At 64.9% G+C, this 25429-nt stretch carries 28 protein-coding genes; 12 read left to right on the top strand and 16 right to left on the bottom strand.

The annotated features are described in order from the left end of the window. Positions 1-186: 186 nt before the first annotated feature. The 4 genes from dnaJ to LAQ58_RS06330 all read right to left on the bottom strand — a co-directional run bounded on the left by dnaJ (position 187) and on the right by LAQ58_RS06330 (position 5162). The gene (gene dnaJ, locus LAQ58_RS06345; protein ID WP_224449760.1) at positions 187-1344 is read right to left on the bottom strand and encodes a molecular chaperone DnaJ; all 1158 of its coding nucleotides are present in this window, start codon (positions 1342-1344) and stop codon (positions 187-189) included. A gap of 88 nt (positions 1345-1432) precedes the next feature. Next, the gene (gene dnaK, locus LAQ58_RS06340) at positions 1433-3325 is read right to left on the bottom strand and encodes a molecular chaperone DnaK (protein WP_224449759.1); all 1893 of its coding nucleotides are present in this window, start codon (positions 3323-3325) and stop codon (positions 1433-1435) included. Positions 3326-3496: 171 nt separating this feature from the next. Continuing rightward, positions 3497-4177, bottom strand: a complete 681-nt coding sequence (locus LAQ58_RS06335; protein ID WP_224449758.1) for a nucleotide exchange factor GrpE — start codon at positions 4175-4177, stop codon at positions 3497-3499. A 244-nt stretch (positions 4178-4421) separates the two neighbouring features. Beyond that, positions 4422-5162, bottom strand: a complete 741-nt coding sequence (locus LAQ58_RS06330; protein WP_224449757.1) for a proteasome assembly chaperone family protein — start codon at positions 5160-5162, stop codon at positions 4422-4424. A gap of 152 nt (positions 5163-5314) precedes the next feature. On the opposite strand from LAQ58_RS06330, the gene LAQ58_RS06325 reads away from it, so the two are divergent. Both LAQ58_RS06325 and LAQ58_RS06320 read left to right on the top strand, forming a co-directional pair. Beyond that, on the top strand, positions 5315-6289 hold the full coding sequence (locus LAQ58_RS06325; protein ID WP_224449756.1) for an RsmB/NOP family class I SAM-dependent RNA methyltransferase: 975 nt from the start codon (positions 5315-5317) through the stop codon (positions 6287-6289). Next, positions 6286-6864: a DUF7122 family protein gene (locus LAQ58_RS06320; RefSeq protein WP_224449755.1), complete on the top strand. Its 579-nt coding sequence runs from the start codon at positions 6286-6288 to the stop codon at positions 6862-6864. The genes LAQ58_RS06325 and LAQ58_RS06320 overlap by 4 nt, the downstream gene beginning before the upstream one ends. A gap of 12 nt (positions 6865-6876) precedes the next feature. Here LAQ58_RS06320 and LAQ58_RS06315 read toward each other — a convergent pair whose 3' ends face one another. Both LAQ58_RS06315 and LAQ58_RS19050 read right to left on the bottom strand, forming a co-directional pair. Next, positions 6877-7599: a hypothetical protein gene (locus LAQ58_RS06315; protein WP_224449754.1), complete on the bottom strand. Its 723-nt coding sequence runs from the start codon at positions 7597-7599 to the stop codon at positions 6877-6879. A gap of 113 nt (positions 7600-7712) precedes the next feature. Next, complete coding sequence (locus tag LAQ58_RS19050; protein WP_224450132.1) at positions 7713-7838, bottom strand: helix-turn-helix domain-containing protein; 126 nt, start codon at positions 7836-7838, stop codon at positions 7713-7715. A 322-nt stretch (positions 7839-8160) separates the two neighbouring features. Between LAQ58_RS19050 and LAQ58_RS06305 the strand changes: the two genes are divergently transcribed. After that, positions 8161-8481, top strand: coding sequence for a DUF7344 domain-containing protein (locus LAQ58_RS06305; RefSeq protein ID WP_224449753.1), 321 nt, complete (start codon positions 8161-8163; stop codon positions 8479-8481). A gap of 22 nt (positions 8482-8503) precedes the next feature. Here LAQ58_RS06305 and LAQ58_RS06300 read toward each other — a convergent pair whose 3' ends face one another. Then, the gene (locus tag LAQ58_RS06300; protein ID WP_224449752.1) at positions 8504-10009 is read right to left on the bottom strand and encodes a DUF790 family protein; all 1506 of its coding nucleotides are present in this window, start codon (positions 10007-10009) and stop codon (positions 8504-8506) included. Between the two features lie 117 nt (positions 10010-10126). On the opposite strand from LAQ58_RS06300, the gene LAQ58_RS06295 reads away from it, so the two are divergent. Continuing rightward, on the top strand, positions 10127-10534 hold the full coding sequence (locus LAQ58_RS06295; RefSeq protein ID WP_224449751.1) for a transcriptional initiation protein Tat: 408 nt from the start codon (positions 10127-10129) through the stop codon (positions 10532-10534). A 1-nt stretch (position 10535) separates the two neighbouring features. Here the strand turns inward: LAQ58_RS06295 and LAQ58_RS06290 are convergent, their stop codons facing one another. Beyond that, positions 10536-11882 (bottom strand): DEAD/DEAH box helicase family protein, encoded by a 1347-nt coding sequence (locus LAQ58_RS06290; RefSeq protein WP_224449750.1) that lies wholly within the window; start codon positions 11880-11882, stop codon positions 10536-10538. 107 nt (positions 11883-11989) lie between these two features. Here LAQ58_RS06290 and LAQ58_RS06285 point away from each other — a divergent pair, with 107 nt between their 5' ends. The 4 genes from LAQ58_RS06285 (at position 11990) to LAQ58_RS06270 (ending at position 16077) form a co-directional block, all read left to right on the top strand. After that, positions 11990-12142 (top strand): hypothetical protein, encoded by a 153-nt coding sequence (locus LAQ58_RS06285; RefSeq protein ID WP_224449749.1) that lies wholly within the window; start codon positions 11990-11992, stop codon positions 12140-12142. Between the two features lie 93 nt (positions 12143-12235). Beyond that, positions 12236-13870, top strand: a complete 1635-nt coding sequence (locus LAQ58_RS06280; protein WP_224449748.1) for a right-handed parallel beta-helix repeat-containing protein — start codon at positions 12236-12238, stop codon at positions 13868-13870. Positions 13871-14026: 156 nt separating this feature from the next. Then, positions 14027-15148 carry a pyridoxal phosphate-dependent aminotransferase gene (locus LAQ58_RS06275; protein ID WP_224449747.1) on the top strand — a complete coding sequence of 374 codons (1122 nt, stop codon included), beginning with the start codon at positions 14027-14029 and terminating at the stop codon, positions 15146-15148. Positions 15149-15222: 74 nt separating this feature from the next. Beyond that, positions 15223-16077: a UbiA family prenyltransferase gene (locus LAQ58_RS06270; RefSeq protein ID WP_224449746.1), complete on the top strand. Its 855-nt coding sequence runs from the start codon at positions 15223-15225 to the stop codon at positions 16075-16077. A gap of 27 nt (positions 16078-16104) precedes the next feature. Here LAQ58_RS06270 and LAQ58_RS06265 read toward each other — a convergent pair whose 3' ends face one another. Then, a complete protein-coding gene (locus LAQ58_RS06265) occupies positions 16105-16284 on the bottom strand; it encodes a hypothetical protein (RefSeq protein ID WP_224449745.1) in 180 nt (59 codons plus the stop codon). Positions 16285-16628: 344 nt separating this feature from the next. Then, positions 16629-16841 carry a hypothetical protein gene (locus LAQ58_RS06260; RefSeq protein ID WP_224449744.1) on the bottom strand — a complete coding sequence of 71 codons (213 nt, stop codon included), beginning with the start codon at positions 16839-16841 and terminating at the stop codon, positions 16629-16631. Positions 16842-17042: 201 nt separating this feature from the next. On the opposite strand from LAQ58_RS06260, the gene LAQ58_RS06255 reads away from it, so the two are divergent. Then, on the top strand, positions 17043-17363 hold the full coding sequence (locus LAQ58_RS06255) for a PadR family transcriptional regulator (protein WP_224449743.1): 321 nt from the start codon (positions 17043-17045) through the stop codon (positions 17361-17363). A 151-nt stretch (positions 17364-17514) separates the two neighbouring features. Here LAQ58_RS06255 and LAQ58_RS06250 read toward each other — a convergent pair whose 3' ends face one another. Together LAQ58_RS06250 and LAQ58_RS06245 are read right to left on the bottom strand one after the other, a co-directional pair. Next, the gene (locus LAQ58_RS06250; RefSeq protein WP_224449742.1) at positions 17515-18690 is read right to left on the bottom strand and encodes a redox-regulated ATPase YchF; all 1176 of its coding nucleotides are present in this window, start codon (positions 18688-18690) and stop codon (positions 17515-17517) included. Between the two features lie 51 nt (positions 18691-18741). Beyond that, positions 18742-19596 (bottom strand): polymer-forming cytoskeletal protein, encoded by an 855-nt coding sequence (locus tag LAQ58_RS06245; RefSeq protein WP_224449741.1) that lies wholly within the window; start codon positions 19594-19596, stop codon positions 18742-18744. Positions 19597-19691: 95 nt separating this feature from the next. Between LAQ58_RS06245 and LAQ58_RS06240 the strand changes: the two genes are divergently transcribed. Next, positions 19692-19889 (top strand): DUF5800 family protein, encoded by a 198-nt coding sequence (locus tag LAQ58_RS06240; protein WP_224449740.1) that lies wholly within the window; start codon positions 19692-19694, stop codon positions 19887-19889. A gap of 76 nt (positions 19890-19965) precedes the next feature. Further along, positions 19966-20727: a helix-turn-helix domain-containing protein gene (locus LAQ58_RS06235; RefSeq protein WP_224449739.1), complete on the top strand. Its 762-nt coding sequence runs from the start codon at positions 19966-19968 to the stop codon at positions 20725-20727. A 7-nt stretch (positions 20728-20734) separates the two neighbouring features. On the opposite strand, the gene LAQ58_RS06230 is transcribed toward LAQ58_RS06235, so the two are convergent. After that, positions 20735-21487 carry a ribonuclease H-like domain-containing protein gene (locus tag LAQ58_RS06230; protein ID WP_224449738.1) on the bottom strand — a complete coding sequence of 251 codons (753 nt, stop codon included), beginning with the start codon at positions 21485-21487 and terminating at the stop codon, positions 20735-20737. Between the two features lie 115 nt (positions 21488-21602). Between LAQ58_RS06230 and LAQ58_RS06225 the strand changes: the two genes are divergently transcribed. Next, complete coding sequence (locus LAQ58_RS06225) at positions 21603-22307, top strand: SOS response-associated peptidase (RefSeq protein WP_224449737.1); 705 nt, start codon at positions 21603-21605, stop codon at positions 22305-22307. A 454-nt stretch (positions 22308-22761) separates the two neighbouring features. Here the strand turns inward: LAQ58_RS06225 and LAQ58_RS06220 are convergent, their stop codons facing one another. From LAQ58_RS06220 to LAQ58_RS06210, 3 genes are all read right to left on the bottom strand, one after another. Beyond that, positions 22762-23814, bottom strand: a complete 1053-nt coding sequence (locus LAQ58_RS06220; RefSeq protein WP_224449736.1) for a tyrosine-type recombinase/integrase — start codon at positions 23812-23814, stop codon at positions 22762-22764. Further along, the gene (locus tag LAQ58_RS06215) at positions 23804-24199 is read right to left on the bottom strand and encodes a DUF5805 domain-containing protein (RefSeq protein WP_224449735.1); all 396 of its coding nucleotides are present in this window, start codon (positions 24197-24199) and stop codon (positions 23804-23806) included. Before LAQ58_RS06215 ends, LAQ58_RS06220 begins: the two co-directional genes overlap by 11 nt. A 319-nt stretch (positions 24200-24518) precedes the next feature. Next, complete coding sequence (locus LAQ58_RS06210) at positions 24519-25421, bottom strand: phosphoribosyltransferase HisG-related protein (RefSeq protein WP_224449734.1); 903 nt, start codon at positions 25419-25421, stop codon at positions 24519-24521. Positions 25422-25429 lie beyond the last annotated feature (8 nt).

Here is a 25429-nt window from a genome sequence, read left to right as displayed (position 1 = left end):
CAGTTGGAAGAGAGTTTGTCGCGGGGGCTGGCCTCCGTCACCTTCGCTGTACCGCGAGCGAGTGAAACGAGCGACGAGGGATTTTGGTCCGAGAGCAGACGCGAAGCGTCTGCTAAGCCTTCGCGGCTTCGCCGCGAAGAGAGTTTTCACCGAGCGAGCAAAGCGAGCGCAGCATAAAAGGTCGGTCTAGAATGAATTTTTTATCTTCTCGAAGAAGCCTTCCTTCACGTCGACTTCCTCGCCGCCGGCCTCGGCGAACGCTTCCAGCGCCTCGCGCTGTTCTTTGCTCATCTGTTCGGGCGTCACGACTTGCACCTGCACGTAGAGGTCGCCCTCGCCGCGGCGGCGGAGTCGTGGCATCCCCTTCCCTTTGAGGCGGAACGTCTCGCCGCTCTGGGTTCCCTCGGGGATATCCATCTCGACGCTGCTCCCGAGCGTCGGAATCTCGACGGTCGCGCCGAACACCGCCTGCGGGAACGAGATGGGGTGCTGGTAGTGGAGGTCGTCGCCGTCGCGCTCGAAGTCGTCGTGCGGGCGAACCTGTACGTCGATGAGCAGATCGCCGTTCGGCCCGCGGTTCTCGCCGGGTGCGCCCTCGCGCTCCATCCGGAGGGTCTGCCCGTTCTGAATGCCCGCGGGCACGTCGACGGTGAGCGTCACCTCCTCGCGGACGACGCCGTCGCCGCTGCAGGTGGCGCAGGTCTCGTCGTACAGTTCGCCGTCGCCGCCGCAGCGCCGACAGGTCGTCGTCTGCTGGACGCGGCCGAACGGCGTCTGCGACACCTGCGTGACCTGTCCTTGCCCGTTGCACTCGGGGCAGGTCCGGGCGTCAGCGTCGGCGGGGTGTCCTTCGCCGTCGCAGTCCGAACAACGCTCGGGCCGCGTGATAGTCACCTGCTTCGAGACGCCCTCGTACACGTCTTCGAGGTCGAGCGTCAGGTTCGTCCGGAGGTTGCGACCCTGCCGCGGGCGGTTCTGTTGTCTGCGCCCGTTGCCGCCGGCGCCGCCGCCGAAGAACTGGTTGAAGATGTCCTCGAAGCCGCCTCCGCCGCCCGCGCCGCCGAAGGGGTTGCCGCCGCCGAAGCCGCCACCGCCGCCGCCGACGCCGCCGCGCTTCTGGGCCTCCTCGAACCGGTCGTGGCCCACCTGGTCGTACATCCGGCGCTTCTCGTCGTCGGTGAGCACCTCCTTGGCTTTCTTGACCTTCTTGAACTTCTCGTCGGCGTCTGGGTCGTCGCTCACGTCCGGGTGGTACTCGGCGGCTTTCTTCCGGTACGCCTGTTTTATCTCGTTCTCGTCGGCGTCGCGCGACACCCCGAGTACGTCGTAGAAGTCCTCGCTCATCAGTTATCTCTCGTTATTCGGGGAACTACTTGAACGGAATGGCTCGGCACGGAACGAGACGAGTGTCGTTCGGCGCGCGAAGGTCGAGTTACTGCTCGTCCTCGTCGTCTTGCACGTCCTCGAAGTCGGCGTCGACGTACTCGTCGCCGTCGCCCGACTCGTCGCCGCCCATGCCGCCGGGTCCTGCGCCGCCCGGACCGCTCGCGGCGCCGCCCGCGCCGCCGGGACCGGCCTGCGCCTGCTGCTGGTACATCTGCTTTCCGATCTCCTGAAGCTCTTGCGCGAGGTTCTCGGTCGCGTCCTCGAGTTCATCGGTGGAGGCGTCCTCGTCTTCGAGCGTCGCCTCGACGTCCTGGATGGCCGCCTCGATGTCGGCATAGAGGTCGTCGTCGATGTTCTCTTCGTTTTCGTCGAGCAGTTTCTCGGCGCGCTGGACCGCACCCTCGGCCTCGTTGCGGGCCTCAATACGCTCGCGGCGCTCCTTGTCCTCCTCGGCGTGCTGTTCGGCCTCCTGCTGCATCCTTTCGACCTCCTCGTCGGAGAGACCCGCGCCGCCTTCGATAGTGATGTCCTCCTTGTTGCCGGAGCCTTTGTCCTCGGCTTCGACGTTGACGATGCCGTTCTCGTCGATGTTGAACGTCACCTCGATCTGCGGCGTTCCGGCGGGCGCCGGCGGGATGCCTGTCAGTTGGAACTCGCCGAGCAGTTCGTTGTTCTGCGCCATCTCGCGCTCGCCCTGGAAGACGCGCACCTGCACCGAGGTCTGGTTGTCCGCCGCCGTGGTGAAGATTTTCGACTCCTCCGTCGGAATTGTCGTGTTCTTCTCGATGAGGCGCTCGAACAGGCCGCCTTTGACCTCGATACCGAGGCTGAGCGGCGTCACGTCGAGAAGTACGATGTCGTCGACTTCGCCGCCGAGAACGCCGCCCTGAATCGCCGCGCCCAGCGCGACGGCCTCGTCGGGGTTGACGTTCTTCTTCGGCTCTTGACCGACGAGCTCTTCGACTTTCTCCTGGACCTGCGGCATCCGCGTGCTGCCGCCGACGAGGATGACCTCGTCGATGTCGGACTTCGAGTAGCCGGCGTCCGAGAGCGCCTGCTCGGTCGGTTCGACGGTGCGGTCGATGAGGTCGGAGGTGAGACTCTCGAACTTCGCGCGGGTGAGCGACTGTTCGAGGTGGACCGGGCCGGAGTCCGTCGCCGTGACGAAGGGGAGGTTGATGTCGGTCTCCTTTCGCGAGGAGAGTTCGATTTTGGCCTCCTCCGCGGCGTCCTTCAGGCGCTGGAGCGCCTGTCGGTCCTCGCGGAGGTCGATGCCGTGGTCGTTTTTGAACTCCTGAGCGAGGTAGTCGATGATGGCTTCGTCCCAGTCGTCGCCGCCGAGGTCGTTGTCACCGTTCGTGGCGACGACCTCGTAAACGCCGCCGCCGAGGTCGAGGATAGAGACGTCGAAGGTACCACCGCCGAGGTCGTAGACGAGCACCGTCTGATCGGAGTCGTCGTCGAGACCGTACGCCATCGACGCCGCCGTCGGTTCGTTGATGATGCGCTCGACGTCGAAGCCAGCGATTTCGCCGGCGTCCTTCGTCGCCTGTCGCTGTCGGTCGTTGAAGTAGGCTGGCACCGTGATGACGGCCTTCTCCACGTCGTCGCCGAGGTACTCCTCGGCGTCGCGCTTGATCTTCTGGAGGATCATCGCCGAGATCTGCTCGGGCGTGTACTCCTCGCCGTCGACGTCGACGGTGAACTCCTCGTCGCCCATGTGGCGCTTGATGGAACGGAACGTCCGTTCCGGGTTCTGGATAGCCTGGTTCTTCGCCGGTTTACCGACGAGTCGCTCGTCGTCGGTGAACGCCACGACGGAGGGTGTCGTGCGGTCGCCCTCGGCGTTGACGATGATTTCGGGGTCGCCACCTTCCATCACCGCGAACGCGCTGTTCGTGGTACCGAGGTCGATACCGAGAATCTTGTTACTCGCCATTTGCCCACACCTACCGGTTTGCGCCGGTTAAAGGTTACTAGACTAAACGGCGGCCGCGACGAAAATACCCCGCTCCCCTCGTGCGATTTCGTCTCGGCGCGCCGAACGAGGTCGGCGGCTTTTTATCGACGCGCTTTCGGAGGAGACTGTCTCGGTGACCCCGGTCGTCGACTACTCGTCGCCCTTGCTTACGGTGACCTGCGCCGCACGAATCACCTTATCGGCCATCTCGTAGCCCGGCTGGTAGACGTCTGCGACGGTCCCCTCGGGGTGGTCGCTGTCGACGCGCATCATCACCTCGTGGCGCTGCGGGTCAACCGACTCGCCCGGGTCGGGTTCGATGGGTTCGACGTTCTCGTCGTCGAGGACGCGGTCGAACTCCTTGAGCGTCGACTCGACGCCGGGTCGGATGTCGGTTCCCTCGTCCTGGTCGAGCGCGCGCAGGAGGTTGTCGCGGACGCCGACGAGGCGCGAGACGAGATCCTCCGTCGCGCGCTCGCGGATGTCGTCCTGTCGCTTGTTCGCGCGCTTCTTGTAGTTCTGGAAGTCCGCCTGCGTGCGGCGGAGACCCGCCTCCAGTTCATCGACGCGGTCGTCTTTCTCGGCGAGTTCGGCCTCGAGTTCGTCGGTGCGGCTCTGTAATTCGCCGACTTCGGCGGCGAGTTCCTCGTCGTACTCGGCGACGCGTGCGGAGAGCGCGTCGCGCGTCGGTTCCTCCTCGGCGGATTCGCCGGCGTACTCGCCGCTTTCAGTCACTTCGGCGTCCGCCGTCGACGCGTCCGCAACCGATTTCTCGGTGTGCTCCTCGGTATCTTGCTCTACCGCTGACTCGTCGGGTGCGTCGTCGGTCATAGTCGGACTGTGCCGCTGGTTCGGCTTAAGGATTGCAGAAACAAACGGCGGTGGCGGAGGCAGGGGTGGATGCGGTCTGCGGTGCGGAGTGGTAGCAGCACCGGTCGTACCGCGAGCGAGTGAAACGAACGAGTGGGCCGAGGAACCCTCAAAGGCGCGTAGCGCCCGATGGGGTGACGCTGTGCTTTTGGTCGAGCTTTTGCCGAGGGCGCGCTTCGCGCGCCCGTAGTTCAAAAGGTCGTGGTTATTGATACATCCGCAGCGGCTGGGCCTGCGAACTCTCGTCTTCGGCGTTCCGAAGCCGCTGGGCGAGACGCTGCTTTGCCTCGCGAATCTCCTCGGCGTGGTTGACTAGGTCGTCGGTCGGAACGTCCAAGTCGGTGAGCGCGTTGAGCCCCTCGGTGACGACGACACGGGCCGCCTCCGGGTCGGGGAACTGCGGGTCCGACTCGACGACGAGACCCACGGCGGCCATGTCGTTCTCGACGGCGTGGTTCAGCAGCGCGCCGGTCGGCCCGGAGACGAGACCCATCTCCGAGGGGGCGTCGATGCCGGCGTCGTCGAGTCTCGCCGCCGCCGCACCGGTGCCGATTCCGTAGAGCTCCGGCGGCTCCTCGTCCTTGTCTCTCGGGAGACCGCTGATGTAGATGGGCATGAGTTGTTCCTCGTCGAACCAGTCGCCGAGGCAGTCGGCGAACTCTGTGGCGGCGCGCGGCGAGATGGGTACGTCGCTCTGGAGCACCAGCAGGTCCCGGTCGGCGTCGCCGTAGATTCGAACCGGCGGGTGGATGCCCCGGTCGTCGTCGCGGTAAACTGCGACCTTGGGGATGCTGTCGCAGTGGACGTTCGCGTAGTGGGTCATTTCGAACTCCTCAACGAGGTGGTCGGCGGCGATTTTGCCGACCAACCCGACGCCGGGAAGCCCCTCTACGAGCAGCGGTTCGTCGAACGCGAGGTCGTCCGCGAGCACGTTGATTCGCGCCATAGCCGGAGAGATGACGGCCACCGTTGTAAAACCGCACTGCGAGGGTGACGGCGTCTCGGTCGCGGACGGCCGTCACGAAGGTGCGTGCGCTCCGACCACGAATGCGCGCGCACTCCGAAACCGACAAACGCACCGCCGGGAAAGTCGACCGTATGAATCCCTTAGAGCGGTACGCGCCGCTCGTCGACGACGAGGAGGCGTTCTTCGCGGCCTGCGAGCGACCGCTTCCCTCCGTCGTCCGCGTGAACACCATCAAGACGACGCCCGCCCGCGCCCGCGAGGCGCTCGACGACGAGGGCGTCGGCTACGAACCGGCCGGTTGGCACAACGAAATTCTGAAACTCGACGGGCGAAGCCCCGGCACCACGTGGCCGTACTTCCACGGCTGGCTCCACGGTCAGGAGGAGGTGTCGGCGCTCCCGGCGCTTGCGGTCGACCCGCAACCGGGCGAGTTCGTCTGGGACGCCTGCGCCGCGCCGGGGAGCAAGACGACCCAACTCGCCGCGCTGATGGACGACACTGGTCTCCTCGTCGGCAACGACAACAACCTCGGGCGCCTCTCGGCGCTCCGGCACAACTCCGAGCGACTCGGCGTGACGAACCTCGCGGTGACGAACCAAGACGCGAGAAACTTCTCGCTCAAACCGTTCGGCTCCGACGCGTTCGACGGCGGCGAGAGGAGCGTCGACGACGATAACGCCGGGGCCGCGCGGGAGGCGCGAGAGGCGTTCGACCACGCGCTCGTCGACGCGCCCTGTTCCTGCGAGGGCACGGTCCGGAAGAATCCCGACGTGCTCGACCAGTGGACGATGGACCACGTCTACAGCGTCGCCGGCATCCAGAAAGGTATCCTCCGCCGGGCGGTTCAGGCGACGAAACCCGGCGGCACCGTCGTCTACTCCACCTGCACGTTCGCCCCGGAGGAGAACGAGGCCATCCTCGACCACGTCCTCTCGGAAGAGGACTGCCGGATGGTCGAGTTTGACTCGCCGCTCGACACGGTTCCGGGCGTCACCGAGTGGGAGGGCGACGAGTACCACCCCGACGTGACGAAGGCGCACCGCGTCTACCCCCACCACAACGACACAGGGGGCTTCTTCTGCGCGAAACTGGAGGTGGAGGCATGAGCGACGGGAGCGAGGGCGACGACGGCAGTGTCGGGACGAACGGCGACGAGGGTACGGAGACGCCGACGAACTCCGGCCAGCGGTTCGACCGCCTCCCCGCCACCGCCGACGAGCGCGTCGTTCCGGGTAGAGCGACGCGCGAGGAGGTCGTCGGTTGGTGGGAGGGGCGCTTCGACGTCCCGCCGGAGACGTTCGACGGCTTCACGTTCTGGGAGAAGGGCAAGGGGAAGATCTGGACGTTCCACGGCGACACCGTCGACCCGATACGCGTCGAAGGTCTCGGAATGGCGTTCCTCCGGACACGACAGGAGCACTGGAAGCCGACGACCAATGCGGTTCAGCGGTTCGGAACGAAGGCGACGAAGAACGTCGTGGAGCTCTCGGGCGAGGCGGCGAGGCGGTTCGCCGCGGGAGAGGACCAGGAAGTCGACTGGGACGGCGATTGGGGCTATCTCGTCGTCGCCCACGAACTCGTCGGCGAGACCGAACCGATGGGCGTCGGACTGTACCTGCACGGCGAACTCCGGTCGACGGTCCCGAAGGGGCGACAGGAGTCGCTTCCGACGCTCGACTGAGCGACTCTCAGATCAGCCGCGTTCGGTAGCCGTAAACCGTTGCTTCGGGGCGTCGGCGTACAGCGTCTCCACGTCCTCGCCGAGGCGGTCGAGCGCGCCGGTCGTCCCGCAGGCGACGCGGAACAGCGACACCGTGTCAAACACCGAGCCGAGCCAAACCGCGTCGTCGAAGAGGACGCCGAACCGGTGTCCCGTCGCCTCGAACGGGTAGGTGTCGTGCTCCCGACTGTCGAGACGCCACGCGACGTACACCGCGCCGCCGCCGGGCGGTCGCCACGGTTGGAACCACCCCCGAAACTCCCCCTTCCGACCGACGAGTTCGTGGTGGTGAATCTCGCCGGTGGCGGCGGCGTCCGGCGGAGCCAGAAACACCTCGCTGTCGAAGACTGTGGGTATCGCGCCGAGATGCGGCGAGCGCATCGACTCGGTGAGCGCGACGAGCTCCGAGCGAAGTCGGCTGGAGACGGCATCCGAGAGCGTCGCGGCGTACCGACGTGCCCCCGGTCGCTCGGGGAACGAACTGTACCCGAAACGGAGTTCGTCGCCCGAAACGCGGAACGTACCCAGTCGACCCAACACCGGCCCGACTCGCCACGCGACGTAGAGACCGCCGGTCCGGCCGGCCCACGGTTGTATCCCCCCCTCGTACTCGGCGTCGTCACCCCCGAAGGTGCAGGGAATCAGTTCGCCGCGTCGAGCGTTCTCGGTCGGCGCAGGTCCCACTGAGTCGGTCATATCGTCGGAACGCAGGCGAGCGGTAAGTGCTTTTTATCGGTTGATTGTCAACCACGAGCGTCGAGGCCGCCGAACGCGGCGACGACGACCGAAACCGAACCCGTCGAACCGCGTCACGTCGGCGGTTTCTCTCGGACGGAGACGGCGCGTCGATCGAGCAACGCGTCGAAAACCTTCTTCTCGGCTTTCCGGCGGTGTTGGTGGAACGTCGGCTGCGAGACGCCGAGCGACGCCGAGATGTCGTCGCCGGATTTCGCGGGGCCACTCGGAAAAAAGTCGGTTCGGTGGGCGCTCGGAGGGCTTCGGTCAACGTCGCTGCGGTCATGGCTCTCTACGAGGGTCGGTCGAATTCACACCCTCCGTCGACGGAGCCTCGATCACCGGTTGCTCCGACACGATTGGTCGAAAAACCGTCGACGACGAGAGTTCCGCGGAGAACGCTTCTGAGCGGTGTCCGGAGCGAGGGGAATACCTAACTGGTTATGCTCAGCGCTTACGCCCGGGTAGCTCTCTGTAACAGCTCAAGGGCATCTTCGGAACGATGCCGGAACAGGCTAATACATGGATCAACCCAAACGCGAAGTCGATCGATGGATCGCATCCGAGGGCTTGTCCGAAGGTGACCGGATCCGGGTGCTCGCCGCCGAACAGCGGCGACTCGTTCTCGACATCTTGACGGAGGAGACCGCGCCGGTTCGTCTCGAACAGTTGGCACAAACCGTTACCGAACGAAGCGCGAGCGTCGGTGGGTCGGACGCGAGCACCGTCGAGCGGACGAGCGTCAGCCTCTATCACTGCCACCTCCCGCTGATGGACGATTTAGGAGTAATTTCGTTCGACCGGGAGAGACTGCAGGTCGCGTTACTCCACACAGTCGCGTAATCGACCGGAGAAACCGGGTCGCTCACTCCTTGCGCCGAAGCGTCCCGCCGCTGAGTCCCTCCCAGGCCACCTCGTACCCAGCCTCCGAAAGCACCGAACTGGAGTCGGTGATGCCTTCGCTCGACAGCACCGATTCGGCGTCCCCAAGCGACATTCCCGGTTCAAGCGCCGCCGCGATATCCTCCAACACGTCGAAACGAATCAGCGTTCGACCGACTCGCCGGTGGTCGGGGAACTCGACGTCTTCGAGGGCAGCCTCACTCACGCCGTGCGCTTCGGCCAGCGCCTCGAAGGAGATAGCGTCGGCGTCCGGCCGTAACTCGGCAGGAAGCTCCGAGGCCGATTCCGTCACCAACCGTTTTTCGTAGCTCCTGAGTGCGTCGCGAACGTCTTTCAGGCGGACCGACCCCGAGTACGGAATCGCCCGGTGGTCGCGCGCCTCGATTCGTTCGCTGACGCCGAGACTCTCGTCGACGGCGACAAACATCTCTACCCCCTCGACCCCCTCTAGCTGCCCGAGTTTCTTCTCGACGTACTCGGGCGTCCAGAAGCCCATGATCTCGAAGTAGATGCGGAAGTCGGCGTACTTGTAGTCGAACGCGAAGTCGGGAATCATCACCCGGTACCCCGTTTCAAGCGGCTCGGGTTCGCGGACGAGGTCCCAGTCGAGGTCCAGCGCCGCGAAGCGGGCGGCGAAGTCGGCTTCGACGCCGCTGTCGTACGTCGGTTCGGCGACCGGTTCGACGCCCGGCACCGACACGTCCTCGTGCGTGAGCGTCATCTCGCGGTCAGTTCCCCGGTCGTCGACGGTCGCCGTGAGCGACCACTCCGACGCTTTGGCGACCGTCCGCAGCAGGCGCGCGAAGCCGGTTCCGTAGCGGCGGGTCCGCCGAAACAGCGCGTCGGGACCGGTGACGACGACTTCTCTGCCCTCCTCGGTTTTGTTAATCTCGTACATCAGTCGCCGTCGCTTCACCGCCGAGACGAGCGCCTTCGGGTCCGAACTCCGCACGCGGACTTCGGTGGCGTCGAAAAGGACGGTTTGAGCGAGCGAAAGATTGTACTGAGTGAGGAGTTCGTCGGGCGACCACCGCGAGTCGAACTCGGCAAGTCGCTGGTTCACGTCCCTGTCGGCGTACAGCGACGTTTCGACGTCGTCGCCGTCGACGCCCAACCGGTCGGCTGCCGCGTCGAGCGCCGCGGTTCGCTCCTCGTCGGTCGCGACGCCGCCGACGGCCTCGGCACTCTCGAAGGCGACGCGGCGGGCGCGCTCCGGCGGCAACGCGGCGTCGGTCTCGAACGTCGCCTCCCGGTCGGCGAGCGCGGCGAAGCCGCGGACGAGTTTGAAGTCGTCCGCCTCGGCTTCGAGGTCGTCCAGCGCGGTGGAGAGCGTCTCCCGACGCTCGCCGACGTGACGCTGATAGGTGCCGAGCACCGTCGCCGCCAGCGGACGCCGCGCCGAGTCGACGAACTGCGGGCGGTAGCCGCCGCCGCGGCGCGACACCCGGAGGAGGTCTTTCGTCAGCACAGGTGTCGTTTCGTCTCGGGTGATAAAAGCGCCGCGGGGTACGGGTCGGCGGAATCCGCCGACCCGACGCCACCGACGGAGGACAAGGCTCATACGCCCGCGCGCAGACGCTCGGCTATGAAGCGACGGACGCTCGTCACTGCGCTCCTCCCGGCGCTCTCGGCCGGGTGCCTCTCCTCGCTCCCGTCGGCGACCGGACCGCGCGGCCCGCCCGAGGAACCGACGACCGGCCCCGGTGAGGGGCCCGAGTACGACCCGCTCTCCGTCGAGACGTTCGACTTCGAGGGGACGGAGGAGGACGAACTGCGCGCGTTCGGGACCGTCAACAATCGAACGCCCGAGGAACGGACCGGGACCGTGAGCGTACGCGTCACCGTCGACGGCGAGGAGACCGTCGAGACGACGGAGGTGACGGTACCGGGCGATTCGACCGCGGAGTTCGAGACGGTCGTTCCGGTGTCGTTTGAGGCGTTCGAGCGAAACGGGCAGTTGCAGGTGACGGTCGAGGCGGCCGGATCCGGATGACCTAGCGTCGCCGCGCGGCCACCCGCTCCTCCGCAGTCTCGGCGCTCACGAGTTCGTACAGCGTCGCCATCTGTCCGTCGTCTTTCGGCCGCAGAATTCGCCCGAGTCGCTGGGTAAACTCGCGTTCGCTCCCGCTGCCCGAGAGGACGACGGCGACGTTCGCGTCCGGCACGTCGACGCCCTCGTCCAGAACGTTCGCGGTGACGACCCGCGAGTACGTGCCGTCGCGGAACCGTTGGAGGATTTCGCGGCGCTCGGGCGCGCCCGTCTCGTTCGTGATAGCCGGGAGCAAGAATCGCTCAGAGAGGCGGTAGACGAGGTCGGTGTGGGCGGTAAAGACGATGACGCGGTCCTCGCGGTGGCGGTCCAAGATGCGACCGAGTTCGCGCACCTTCTCGTCGGCGTTCATCATGATGTCGCGGGCGCGTTGTTTCGCGAGGAGGGCCTCGCGGGCGCGCGGGTCGTTTCCGGAGCGCTTGACTAGTCGCTGGTAGTCGCTGCCGCTTCGGAACGTAATGTTCGCCGTCCGGAGGTAGTCGACGAACGTTCCCTGTGCCTTTTCGTAGCGCTCGCGCTCCTCGTCCGTGAGTTCGACCTCGATACGTCGAATTGCGTAGTCGGCGAGGTGGTCGCCCGCCAACTCGTCGACCGACACGCTGTACACTCTGCTGCCGACCAGTTCCTCGACGACCTCGTGCGCGCCGTCGGGGCGCTCGAACGTCGCCGTCAGCCCCATCCGTGCGGGCGCGGCCAGGAGGCGGCCGATGTCGCGGTAGCCTTCGCCGCCGAGGTGGTGGACCTCGTCGAAGACGACGAAGCTGAACGCGCCGCCGATGTCGTCGGCGCGCAGGTACGCGGAGTCGTACGTCGAGACGGTAATCTCCTCCCGAGTCTGCTCGCCGCCACCGAACTGCCCGATCGGGACGTCGAACTCCGTTTCGAGTTCGCGCCGCCACTGTTCGAGCAGGTCGATTGTCGGAACGACGACGAGCGTCGGCACGCCGAGTTCGACCATCGCGGCGATGGCGACGACGGTTTTCCCGCTTCCAGTAGGAAGTTCCAGAATTCCGCGCCGGCTGTTCGACAACCACGCGTCGAGCGCGTCGCGCTGGTACTCGCGGAGGTCGTATGTGGTCGAGAGGTTAAGCGAAGCGTCGGGGAGCACCTGGTCGTCGCACCCGACACCGCATCCGTCGAGGACGCGCCGTAGTTGCGCGTAGCGGTACGCGGGTGCGCGGGCGACGCCGCTCCGCGGGTCGTCCTCGACGAACGGGAGCGACGGCACCGACTCGTCGGCATCGGCGTTGATGCGGATGGTGCCGTTCTCGTAGCGCAGCGTGACGGTCACTGCTCGACGGTTCGCGGGTGGAGAGTAAAGGCGCTCCGGAGGCGACTCCGCGCTCTCACCGTGGTAGAATCCGATGAGACAAGGGGCTCCGAGCCGACGTAGCGCGTATGGTAGACGAACTCGAATCGACGGTCGAAACGTTCCTCGAAGACGCTGACGACGTCCTCGGCGAGTACGAACAGGGTTACATGGACGCCGACGCCGCGCTGGGACTGCTGCAGTCGCACATCGAAGACCTCAGAGACGAGTACGAAGGGTAATCGTCCGAACCGAGGTTCAAGCGCCGTTTTCATCGCCGAACCGTCCCGACCTCCTGAAATACAGTTATATCCTGACCTAGCATCGTCATTATCATGAATATTCGTGATGGACTAGTGTTCGGTGTCGTAACAATTGTCGTCCTCTCGATGTTCGGCGGGTTCGTCGGCGTCGCCGCGGGGCAGTCTGACGTAACCGAGATAGACGACTGTATGGTCCTCACCGAACCGGGACGGTACGTCCTGACGAGCGACGTGAGAAACAGCGAAGGGTTGGCGTACGACGACTACAGCGCCTGTCTGGTCGTTAACACCGACGGAACTGTCGTCATCGACGGCGACGGTCACGTCGTCGACGGGCAGGGTGGCGACGCCGACGCGGACGAGGACGACCACCGGACGGCCGGACTGGAGGCAGGCGGATACTTTGGCAACCTGACCGTCACCGACGTTACCTTCTCCGACTGGGACACCGGCATCTCCTCCGAAGGAGGCGCCGAGAATCTCACGCTCGAACACGTCACGCTGACAGACAACACCGTCGGCATGTTCGGGTACGGCGGGATTTTCGTTATCCGCGATAGCACCTTCAGAGACAACGGTGTCGCCCTGTACACGGAGTTCGCCACGACTACGGTCGAGTCGAGCCTCGTCGAGGGCAACGGCGGGGGCCTCGTAGTGAACGAGGGACAGGGAGTGATCGTCGGGAACGACGTGCAGAACAACGAACGCGTGGGAATCAGCTTCGCCGTCGGCGGCGGGAGCGTCGTCAGAAACAACGACGTCACCGACAACGGGGTCGGTATCCAGATCTGGTCGCACAACGCCGCCGTCGTCGAGGACAACCGGGTCACCAACAACGACCGCCACGGCATCCTCGTCCTCGGCGCCGACGACTTCGGCGACTCTGACGGGAACGTCATCCGCGACAACGAGGTCGTCGGTAACGGCGTCAACGGTATCTACCTCGTCGACTTCACTGTCGAGAACGTCGTCGAGCACAACGTCGTCCGCGACAACGGCAACGACGGCATCGGCGTCCAGGGCTTCAACGAGAACGGCGAATACGGTCCCGCCGAGCGTAACGTGGTTCGCTCGAACCTCGTCGAGAACAACCGCGACGACGGCATCAGCCTCGGCGAGGGTGCTATCGACACCGACGTCGTCGAGAACGAAATCAGCGATAACGGCGGTGACGGGGTCTTCGTCCGCGGCGCCGAAGGAACGACGCTCGACGGCAACGAAATCGTCGGGAACGGCGTCAACGGCGTCAACGCTGTCCGCACGTCCGACCTCACCGTCGTCGACAACGTCGTCGACGCGAACCGTAACGACGGCATCGGCCTCACGAACACCGACGGCGCGACCGTCGAAAGCAACAACGTCAGCGACAACGGTGACGACGGCATCGGGGTGGGCGAGAGCGACGGCAACGAGTTCGCCGACAACGACGTCACCGGTAACGGCGACGACGGGTTCTTCGTGCGCGGGTCCGACGAGAACACCCTCGAAGGTAACGTCGTCCGCGACAACGGTGACGACGGTATCTACCTCCTTCGCGCCGACAGTAACGACATCGTCGACAACGAGGTCGTGAGCAACGACGACGAGAGCATCGAACTCGACAACTCCGACGACAACCTCGTCGAAAACAACGACGTTAGCAACAACGGCGGTCGTGAGATACTTGTGCGTAACGGCTCGAGCGGCAACGTCGTTCGCAACAACTGAGTTCGACCTGTCTTTTCTGCTCGACGTTTGCTAAGCTGATTGTAGAAAATCGCCGCTCGCCGGTCGAACGACGCCCGCACGACCGCGTTCGACCCAAGCCACGCTCTCGCTTCCGCGGAAGCAAGAACTATGCGGACGGCCCGCACGGATACGAGCATGACGGAGTTCTCCGAGCGAGTCGAGCGAATCTCTATCAGCGGCATCCGGAAGGTGTTCGAGGCGGCGGGCGACGACGCCATCAACCTCGGCATCGGCCAACCGGACTTCCCGACGCCTGACCACGCGCGAGCGGCCGCCGTCGACGCCATCGAGTCGGGAAAGGCCGACGGCTACACCCCGAACAAGGGCGTGCTTCCGCTCCGCGAGGCCATCGCCGCCAAACACGAGACGGACCAGGGCGTGAGCCTCTCGCCCGAGCGGGTCATCGCAACGGCCGGAGGAAGCGAGGCGCTCCACATCGCACTTGAGGCGCACGTCGACGAAGGAGAGGAGGTCATCATCCCCGACCCCGGCTTCGTCTCCTACGACGCGCTGACGAAGCTCGCGGGCGGCGACCCCGTCCCCGTGGCGCTCCGCGAGGACCTGACGCTCGACCCGGCGGCGGTCGAAGACGCCATCACCGAGAACACGGCGGCGTTCGTCGTCAATAGCCCCGGTAACCCCACGGGGGCAGTTTCTCCCGAGGAGGACATCCGCGAGTTCGCCCGCATCGCCGACGAACACGACGTGCTCTGCATCTCCGACGAGGTGTACGAGTACACCGTCTTCGACGGCGAGTTCCACTCGCCCGTCGAGTACGCCGAGACGGACAACGTCGTCGTCGTCAACTCTGCCTCCAAACTGTTCTCGATGACCGGATGGCGACTCGGCTGGGTGTACGGCTCCGAGCGACGCATCGAGCGGATGCTCCGCGTCCACCAGTACGTGCAAGCCTGCGCGAGCGCCCCGGCGCAGTACGCCGCGGAGGCGGCGCTGTCGGGACCGCGCGACATCGTCGACGAAATGACGGCGTCGTTCCGCGAGCGTCGCGACCTCGTCGTCGACGGTCTCACCGACGCCGGACTGGAGGTGCCGACGCCCGGCGGCGCGTTCTACGCGATGCCCAAGGTTCCCGACGGCTGGATCGACGAGGTGCTCTCGAGCGGCGTCATCGTCGTCCCTGGCGACGCCTTCGGCGAACACGGCGCGGGCTACGCCCGACTGTCGTACGCGACGAGGACCGAGGACCTGAAGGAAGCCATTGAAATCATGACCGACGCTGCGCGCGCGGTCCGCTGAGCGCTGCGTTCCGACGAGGGGGTTTCGCCCCCGCGCGGACAGGATTTATCCCTCCGTTCGATGGCGACTAGCCTATGGCAGTCGCACGACACGGAACTGGACCGGTAGCGGCGCTTCGGGCGTTCGGGTCGCAGGTGCATCCGGTGTTTATGCTACCGCCGGTCGCCGCGTCGTGGTTCGGCAGCGTCCTCGCCGGGGAGTTCTCGCCTGTCGTCGGCGCGACGCACGCGCTCGCCGTCTTCTTCGCCGTCTACACCGCCCACGTCAAGGACGGCTACGTCGACTTCCACCTCCGCGGCGAGGACGACGACCACCCGCTGTCGGTCGGCGGCTGTCGCCTCGCGCTCGCCGGCGCGACGCTCGGGTTCGCCGCCTGTCTCGTCGCGCTCTGGTCGCTCGTCGGTCCCGTCGCCGCCGCGGTGACACTGCCGTGTTGGGTGATCGGTTACCTCCACGCGCCGCAGATGGACATGCGCGCTGTGACGACGACGCTGGGCTATCCGACCGGCATCGCGCTGGCTATCCTGGGTGGGTACTACGTCCAGACCGGCGCGTTCGCGTCGACGCCGCTGGCGTTCGCGCTCGTCTTTCTCGTGATTCTGACGGGCGTGAAGATCATCGACGACTCGAAGGATTACGAGTACGACCGCTCCATCGACAAACGAACCGTGGCGGTCGTACTCGGACGACGCGACGCCCGGCGACTCGCCTACGCGTTCGTGGTTTCGGGGTTGGGTCTCGTCGTCGGGTTCGCGCTGGTCGGCGCGTTCCCGGTCGGAACGATCGTCGCCGCCGCGGCGTTTGGCGTCGTCGCCACCGTCTCCGCTAGGACGACGGATCCGACGCTCGCGACGATGGTGTTGGTCCGCGGGTCGTACGTCTTTCTGGCGTTGCTCCTGGTGGCCGTTCGGTATCGACCGCTCTCGTGAATCACCGTCGACTCGCGAACGGTTCGTTCAGTCCGCAATCGAGGGCTCGTCGCCGAGTTGGACGTTCTCGTTGATTATCGCGACGAGATTCGCGTACGGGATGAACGCGATGAACTCCTCGTCGTCGGTGAAGATGTTGACACCGTACTCGTCGCGTTCGTAGTCGGCGCACTCCATGTCGCCGTCGGGGAGGATTGCTCTGTACATACGATAACAGCGGACGAGGAGATACTTGAAACGTCGGTCCGTGTAGCGTCGTTCAAGTTACTTTCTGTGAATTAACAGAACTATAATATATTTTACGCGTGACCGAGGGTCGTCGAATCGAAAACAGCGAGAGCGATGAGAACAGTGAGCCACGAACCGGTCGGATTGCCCCCGAGCGAGCAGACGTCGCGCGTTTGCGAACGTCGTTGGAGAGCGAACGGAGTGAGCGAATCCGACGGGAGGACACCACGTGTCGACGACTGCGATTAGAGTGATCGCGGTTCTGTTGGTTGTGATGGGCGTCGAGTCGACGGTGTACCTCTGGCAGCTAAAGGAGGTGCAACTCAGGGGGACGGAGGTCGATATCTGGGGACCATCGCGGTCGTGTTCTTCGCCTGCTGGATACTCATCTTCTCGGCGGTGCTGTTGCGGTTGGCCGTCGGTGCGGGAACGTACAACGCGTAACCGCGTTCGACGGTCGTCGTCGGGTTCGAGATCGGAGAACGGTCGGCAGCGGCGGGTGCCGACAGGAACTCCTCCTCACACCCCCCGACCACCTGAACCGATGCCGAGCGACCGTTTTCGAAAATCGCCCGACTGAACGGGGTTGAAACGGTTCGAAACGGTCGAAACGGTCCGAGACGAACCGCGACGAACGGTCGGCGACGAACGCAAGGAGTTACTAATTTCGCGGCGATTTCGGCGTCAGATTGCTTAGCAGCCCGATAACTAACATCCTGAGTGTCGTCCGCGTTGATGTGAACGACCTAACTGGCTTCCAACGAGACCTACTGTTCGTCTGCGCGGGACAGGACCACCCCTCTGGGCAGGAGATCAAAGTCCACATCGAGGAGTACCTCGGCGGCGAGGTCAACAACGGGCGTCTCTACCCGAACCTCGACATCCTCGTCGACGCGGGACTTGTCGAGAAAGGAACCTTGGACCAGCGGACGAACTACTACGAACTGACCGAGACGGGCCGTCGCGCCATCCGCCAGCGCTGGGCGTGGGAGCGGCGCCAGCACAACCGCGCGTCGGACGCGAGCAACGACACGACGGTCGGCAGCAGCGCCGACTGAGCGCGGTCTCCCGAGCCCTTTCTGAGCGTCGCAGTGGATCGAGCGAGGTGTCGGTCTCGGATTCCTCTCCTCGAAAGTCGAAGTAGCAGCTCACTGAGACCCGCTAGTGTACGTTACGCGTTTTCGAGATACGCTTCGAGTCCGTCCGCCGCTACTTCGCCGTACTGACGATTTTGATGACGTCGCCTTCCGTCAACTCGTAGGAATCCGAGATGCGTCGCTTCGATTTCGCGTCGACGGCGTGGAGGTAGCCGTCGCCGATGTCGGAGTGGACGGCGTAGGCGAGGTCCGCGGGCGTCGACCCGCGAGGGAGAAGAAACGCGTCGGGGAGGACGTTGCCCTGCCCGTCGGTCCACTTCGACTCGTTCTGAACGGGGTACGCCGTCAGGTGGTCGAGTAGGTTGTACACCGCCGTGTTTATCGCCTGCTGAACGCCGGTGCCGCCGTACTCGGCCATCACGTCGCGAATCTGCTCGAGTCCCTTCCGCTGAGCGTCATTCACGTCGCCGACGAGTTCGAAGTCCTCGTCGCCGGGGTCGTAGTCGACGATGCCCGCTTCGGCGGCGCGCCGAAGCGCGAGTTCACCGTCCGCCGTCGCCGGGACGACGAGATTCTCCGTTTCGCGCAGCCGTTCGACGTTCTCCTCGGGGGCGATGTCGACTTTGTTGGCGACGAGGACGATCGGTTTCGTGCGCGCGCGCACGTCCCGGGCCAGCGCCTCGCGGTGGTCGTCGGTCCACTGCATCGGGTCGGCGGGGTAGTCGAGTTCCCGGAGGCTGGCGGCGACTTCGTACTCCGACGCGCCGAACCCCGTGAGCAACTCCGCGAGCACGTCGTCGATGTCGAAGTCGGGCGAGCGCGACTTGCGCTCGATCGACTCCCAGTTACGCTCGATGATGCCCGCTAGCCACTGGTCCATCTCCTCCTCGATGAAGTCGACCTCGTCGAGCGGATCGTACGTCCCGACTTCGACGGGTTCGCCCTCCTCGTTCGTGCCGCCGGAGGCGTCGACGACGTTGACGATGACGTCGGCGTTCGTCAGTTCGTCGAGGAACTGGTTGCCGAGGCCCTTCCCCTCGTGCGCACCGGGAACGAGTCCGGCCACGTCGAGCAGTTCGACGGCGACGTAGCGCTTGCCGGCCTCGCAGTTGCCGCAGCGCTCGTCGTGTTCGAGACAGGGACAGTCGGTCCGCGCGTACGTGACGCCGCGGTTGGCGTCGATGGTGGTGAACGGGTAGTTCGCCACGTCCACGTCGGCCATCGTGGCCGCGGTGTAGAATGTCGACTTGCCCGCGTTCGGCTTGCCCGCGAGCGCGATAGTGAGCATACGCTCCGTTCCGTCGTCTCGGGGAATTTCCTTTCGGTTACGTCGGGAAACCTACTCGATCTCACGCGTCATGTCGCTGCGGACGAGGCGCACCTCGCCTCGGGCGCGCATCGACCCGTCGACGGTCGCACCTTCGTGGACGACGAGGTCCGAACAGACCACGTCGCCGAGGATGCGCGCGCCTTCGTCGATGCGGACGGTTCCGGTGCGGGTAGTCACATCGCCGTGTATGCGGCTCTCCGACCCGACGAAGATGTCCTCTCGCGCGCGGAGGCTCCCGAAGATGTTGTTTCGCTCGCCCACGTCGACGGACTCCGCGCGGACGTTGCCGTGGAGTCGGCAGTCGTCGCCGATGCGGGCCGGCGTCGAGACGCGCCACGCGTCGTCGGAGACGTGGCCGCCGCGGGGGACGACGAGCGGGTCGCGCTGTTCGTCGCCGTCAGCCATCGCCGCCGCGAGTTCGTTGGCTGCGTCGCGTTCGCCGAGTTTCAACAACTGCGAGAGGACGATGAAGTAGAAAACGAGCGTCGGCACCGGGTTGCGGATGACGATCCAGCCGCTGGCCTCGAACCCCTCGTCTATCTCGACGTCGTCGCCGATGTCCAAGTCGCCCGACACCATCAGCCGACCGCCGATGTGGACGCGCTCGCCGAGGTAAGCGTCGTCGCCGACGAGGACGTTACCGGCGACGTCGCACCACATATCGAGTCGGCAGTCGCCGTCCGCTTCGATGTCGCCGCCGAACGACGCGCGTTCGCCGGCAGCGAGGTTCCGGCCGCGGACGCCGAAGTCGACGGTGGCCTGGCTCCCGACGATGACGTCGCCGTCGGTCACCAAGTCGTGTTCCTCGACGGTCGTTCCGTCGGGGATGCGGAGGGCGTCGAGCGGGTCCTGACCGGGTGGCACAGTGCGCACCAGAACGTAGGGGATAATAAACAGTCCGCAAGACGCGCGGCAGACGACGAGCCACGCTTTTACGTGACGGTGGCCAACGGCGGGGTATGACCGCCCTTTCCTTCGACGAACAAGGCGTCGACGTCGTCTACGACGGAACCGAGTTCCGTCTCGAAAAGAAGCTCATCGAGGACGCGACGCAGAAGTCCTACCCCGACGTCACCGACCACGAAGTGCTGAAGATAGTCGAGAAACAACCCGAATTGAACGGCGAACCGCGACGCATTGGCGACATCCTGGCGTAAGCAACGTCTCAGTCTGTTTCCGCGACCGAAACGCCGGGTTCCGACCCGACCACGTCCTCTAACGGCGGTATCGAACGTGGGCGGACCGTCCGTTCGTCGGCGTCGAACTCGACGAGCCCCGCCTCGTCGAACTTCGGGAGGTGGACGTGATACCCTCGATCATCCGATACTGCGACGGACGTTGCAGCAAACGTCCGAGACGAAAATCGTGTGGGAACGGTCGGACGCCGTCGACGACGACCGGGTGCGTATTCTCGTGTGGGCGGAGACCGACGACTTCGAAGCCTTCGAACGGGTCGCCGAAGAGGACTCGACCGTCGGTTCGCTGTCGCAAGTCGCCACCCCCGGTTCTCGTCTCTATCAGACGGAGTTGCGCGGCGAAGGTCTCGAGTCGAGCATCTATCCGCTGTTGGTCGAGGAAGGGGACGTCGTCCACACCCTCACGGCGACGCACGAGGGGTGGCAGTTTCGTGCCGGGTTCCCCGACCGCGAATCGTTCGCCCGATTTTACGCGTTCTGCCGCGAACGCGGCGTCGACTTCGAACTTCACCGGCTCTTCGAGGAACGAGAGGTGTCGACCGTCGAGGAGTACGGGCTGACGACCACCCAACGCGAGACGCTCGTCACGGCAGTGAAGGAGGTCTACCTCGAGATTCCGCGCGAACAGTCGTTGGCGGGGCTGGCCGACGAACTGGGTGTCTCCGGAAACGCGGCGTCGGAGCGGTTCCGCCGAGCGGCGAAGACGTTGATCGAGAACACGCTCCGCCCGGACGACGAGCGCCGGCGACCCGGCGACGAACGGCGCGACGGACGGCAGGAGGACACGCGGGCGAACTGAGGTCTGCTCACAACGGGGACTGTACGTCCGCAAATACGTCGTCGTGGAGGCGGGAGGAAACGTCATCGGCGAGTGTCCGAAGGTTCACCGTGTCGTCGCGGTTGTACGAGACGAGCGTGTCGAGTGCCTCGTCGTCGCCGCGTTCGTACTGTCGCCAGAGGCGGACTGCGTCGCGACCCGAGAGGTCCGGCCGGTCGCGCTCGATACCGACGTCTTTCTCGATTTGCTTGAGACCGCCGGAGAACCCGAGTTGCTTGCAGGGGTACATGAGGTCGAGATGCGGGGCGTCGACGTCAATTCCGAACGAGTCCTCCAAGAAGGGCGCGTCAAATCGGATGCCGTTGAACGAGACGAGAAGCGGCGCGTCGGCGAGATGCTCTCGAAGCGCCTCCGCCGAGAGGTCCTGCCCCCGGACGAGCGTCGTCGTCTCGCCGCGTCGGTGGATGCTCACCGTCGTCACGTCGGCGTACGACGAGTCGAGTCCAGTCGTCTCGATGTCGAAGAAACACGCCTCCTCGCGGAAGTTCTCGTATAGTCTCCAGCGCTCGCTGCTCGGAAACGACGCGTCGAAATAGCGCGAGTCGCCGGCGTCGAGGCGGTCGGTCGCCTCCGCGATGTAGGTCTCGATGCGGTCGGCGGTGGTCTCGCCGACTGCCGAGCGCTCGAACTCGTCCCAGTGGGTGATGCCCGCCTCCCAGAGTTGGCGTTCGGTCTTCTCGCCGACGCCGCGGACGGGAATGAAGCTGTTCTCGATTCGCACGCCAGTACGACGGATACGGGCGAACCTAAACCCGTCGCACCGTCACGACGCGCGGACGGCCAGATGACCCGCACCGACCCGACGACCTAACTCGCTCGGCGTCGTCGACTAGCGTATGTGTGGTCGGTACAGCCTCTTCACCCCGCAACCCGAACTCGAAGATCGGTTCGACGTGACCGCCGAGCGCTCGCTCGACGCGCGGTACAACTGCGCGCCCGGCCAGCAACTGCCGATCATCACGAACAACGCCCCCGACGCGCTTCGGTTGGTCCAGTGGGGGTTCGTTCCGTCGTGGGCGGATTCGCGCTCGAAGTCGTTCATCAACGCCCGCGCCGAGAGCGTCGCCGAGAAGCGAAGTTTCCGTGACTCGTTCGAGCACCGGCGCTGTCTCGTTCCCGCCGATGGCTTCTACGAGTGGACTCAGCGCGAAAACGGAGACGGCAAGCAACCCTATCGAGTGGCATTCGAGGACGACCGACCGTTCGCGATGGCCGGCATCTGGGAGCGGTGGATGCCGCCGGAGACCCAAACCGGTCTCGACGAGTTCACCGACGGCGGCGCGGGCGACCCCGAGCCGATAGAGACGTTCGCAATCATCACGACGGAACCGAACGGGGTAGTCTCGCCGCTGCACGACCGGATGGCCGTCGTTCTCGCTCCGGAAGAGGAAAACGATTGGTTCACCGCCGATACAGACGTGGCGTCGACGCTGTTGGACCCGTATCCCGAAGCCGAGATGCGCGCGTATCCGGTCTCGACGCGGGTGAACAGCCCGGCGAACGACTCTTCGGCGTTGGTCGAAAAAGTGAACTCGGCGTGACGGGGGGACTGCACCAGTTTAGATATAGCGACATACAGTACATACGTTCGCGTGGCGACGGACGGTACCTTTGGATCGGCGGTGCGTTCGACAGAAGATATCGACTGGACGGGCGAAAGGACGGGTCGGAGCCTTCGAGGCCGAGTCGGTTGCAGCGAAGAGGGGATAGACTGGTCGGTGTCGCGTAGCGACCCCCGAACGTGACGACCTGCGTCGGAAGGTTCGAGAGGTGTCTCTCAGGTCCGATTCGAGAGTGCGAGGCAGTTCGTCGCCAGCTATTCTAACAAATCACCGGGACAGCCATTTAACTAGCTAGCCATACAGACAACCATCTAGAAATATATCTGCACAGATATTCAGATATCTACCGAACCTGCGGTCGAAACAGCGGTCGAGCGCGTCCGACCACCGGTTTCACGGAAAGTCGAAGGTGTCGGTCAGACTCGATGCCGACTCAGAGTATCGAGTAGATGTTCGACTCGTACGTCTCTCGAACCTGTCCACCCCAGTTGTGCGTGTAAGTGTCGATGATATCTGTGGCGACGTCGCCCCGGAGATATTTCACGATACCGCGGTCGCCGGTCCGGTCGCGGAGGTGGGTGGTGAAGAAGTGTCGAAAGTAGTGCGGGGTGACGTTCTCCGTCGCGCCGCCGCCGGAGCGGTACCACCCTGCCTCGTCGGCGTAGGTGGTGACGACGTTGTGGACGGCGTTGGGCGTCAGCCGTTCGCCCCATCCTTCGCTCGTTCCGACGAACAGCGGGTCGGCGGGCGAGACGGTGTCCGGCCGAATCGCCAACCACGACTTCAGGAGGTGTGAGAGCTCTTCGTCGATTGGGATCACTGTGTCGCGCTTTCGTTTGTTCGACGCCGACCGAACCTCGCCGTTGTGTCGTTCACCGACTGTCGGTTCGGCGGAGACGAAAAGCGAGTTCGGGCGGGCGTCCAACTGGGGCCGACCGCCGAGGTCGTAGGCGTTCGTCAGCTGGGGGTCGTCGAGCGACACGTCTCGGAGGTCGAGGTTACAGAGTTCGCCCACCCGGATACCCGTCTTGAGGAACGCTCCGACGAGCGCACGGTGCAGCGGATGTTGGACATCGGCGACGAACGCCCGCATCGTCGGCACGTCGATGTCGCGACGGGTCGGGTCTTTCTCGATGGACTCGTCCATCTCCTCGGTGACGAGTGTCATCGGATTCGACTCGAAGACGCCGACCTGGGTCATGTAGCCGTAGAATCGGTGGAGGTACGCCGCGTAAATTGCGACCGTACTCGACGCGACGGTACCGCGAAGCGAGTGCACCCACGCCATGCAGTCGCGGTGCGTCGCGTCGGCGGGCGCGACCGACCGGCCCGTCGGGTTCGTCTCGGGGTCGGCGAGAAATGACTCGAATCGACGGAGCACTCGTTCGTACTCGGTCCGCGTTCGTTCGGACTTTCCGTGGTACACCATATCTTGTAGGAAGTAGCCGACGGGGTCGTCGGTCTCCCCGGCCGACTCACTCGCCATCGGTCACCACGTACCCACCCTCGCGTCCGTTGTACCGAATTCGGTTCGCCGACTGCAACGAGTCGAGAGCGTCTTCGAGGCGACTCTCGAAGTCGCCCGAGAGCGCGTCGACGAGTTGGTCCCACGACATGACCCCGCGCCGATGGAGCACTTCTTGGACCCGGTCTTCAAGCGCGTTACCCCGGGGGTTCGAGGGGTGAACACACCCCTCCGGATTCTCGTCCGGCGCGTCGAGATCGAAGTCTCGTCGACCCGCCTGTACCATCGTCCGAACGAACTCGCTCTGGGTCATCCCGAGTCGTTCGGCGTGATCAGTCCACTGTTCTTTCTGGTACGTAGGCACGTACGTCTTCACCGACGACCGACTGGTGTCCGATTCGCTCACGGTTCGTGGTCGGACCGGCGGTACATCAACGTATCCCTACACACGAATCTTAGCCCACTAAGATTCTCACGTAGTACCCTCATTCGGCAGGCGAGACGCACAAAAGATTGAGTTATATCACTACCCTCCCCCAAAATAGCCCCATAATTCAATCTGTGTCTAGAGGTGCGTAGCTAGTGTTTCTGCGCCGAGTATCCCAAAGCAACACCGGAGTAGAGTTTCGTCGACAGCAGCTCGAGGCGGAAAGGTCAAAAATCGCTGAGGAGAGAGTCCGAGAAACGATTCGAACCACCAACGCGCCGAAAACAGCTATCGGCCGCTACACTCGAAGCGCCGTCTCCGCCGACGTTTCGGACAGCAGCGCCTTGATCTGGTCGGCCGCGCTGCTCCGCTCGGCGTCGTTCTCCATCAGCACGGTTTCGCTCGGGAACAGGTGGTCGCCGAGGACGAGACCGTGGTCGCGCGCCGTCGACCCGGTCATCGTGAGGTAAACGCCGAGACCGGTGTCGGCGATGGCGGCTTCCTCCTCCCGCTCGTCGTCGGGGTACCGGAACTCCACGTCTTCGATGGCGTCGGTTCCGAGGACGGCCTCGACGAGTCGTTCGTACCGGGGGGAGATGCACAGCGGGCCCTCGTAGTCGGCGACGAACGACCGGTCGAGCGTCGCTCCGGCGGTGAGAACCTCCGGCGTCGCCATCAGCGTGTGGTAGACGGTGTCGCCGAGCCCGGCGACGACGCGAACGTCCGACTCCATCGGATCGATGCGGGCGTTGATGTCGTCGATACTGCCGATACCGTCGGATTCGAGGCTGACCACCTCTTCGAGGACGAGGTCCGCACTGTCGAATCCGAGAGCGAACTCGTGTGTTCGAAGCGCGCGGAACGGTTCCTCGCGGCCGACGAGTTGCACGTCGACGCCGTCGAGCGAGAGCGTCACGCTGTCGAAGACGATTCGGCGCGGATGTCCGGCGCGACCGTCCCGCAGGAGGGTGTACTCGGGGCGTTTCGGGTCAGAGAGGTCGCTGTACTCGGCGAGTCGCTCGTAGACGGTTCGGTCGTCCTCGGAGTTTCCTTTCGTGACCGACTTCTCGTACCGGAGCGTTGAGGAGATGTCGTCGGCGACCGAATGCGAATGCGTGCCCGCCACAGTCGCGAGGCGTTCGAGTACCGCTTCGAGCGGGCGTCCCTTCCGTGGGACGGCGACGGACACGATCTGTCTCATTGTCCGCT

This window comes from Haloprofundus salilacus (assembly GCF_020150815.1).
In the GTDB taxonomy this organism is placed as follows: Archaea; Halobacteriota; Halobacteria; order Halobacteriales; family Haloferacaceae; genus Haloprofundus; species Haloprofundus salilacus.
Note: the sequence above shows the minus strand (reverse complement) of the source record. Positions and strands in the feature narration are given on the sequence as shown.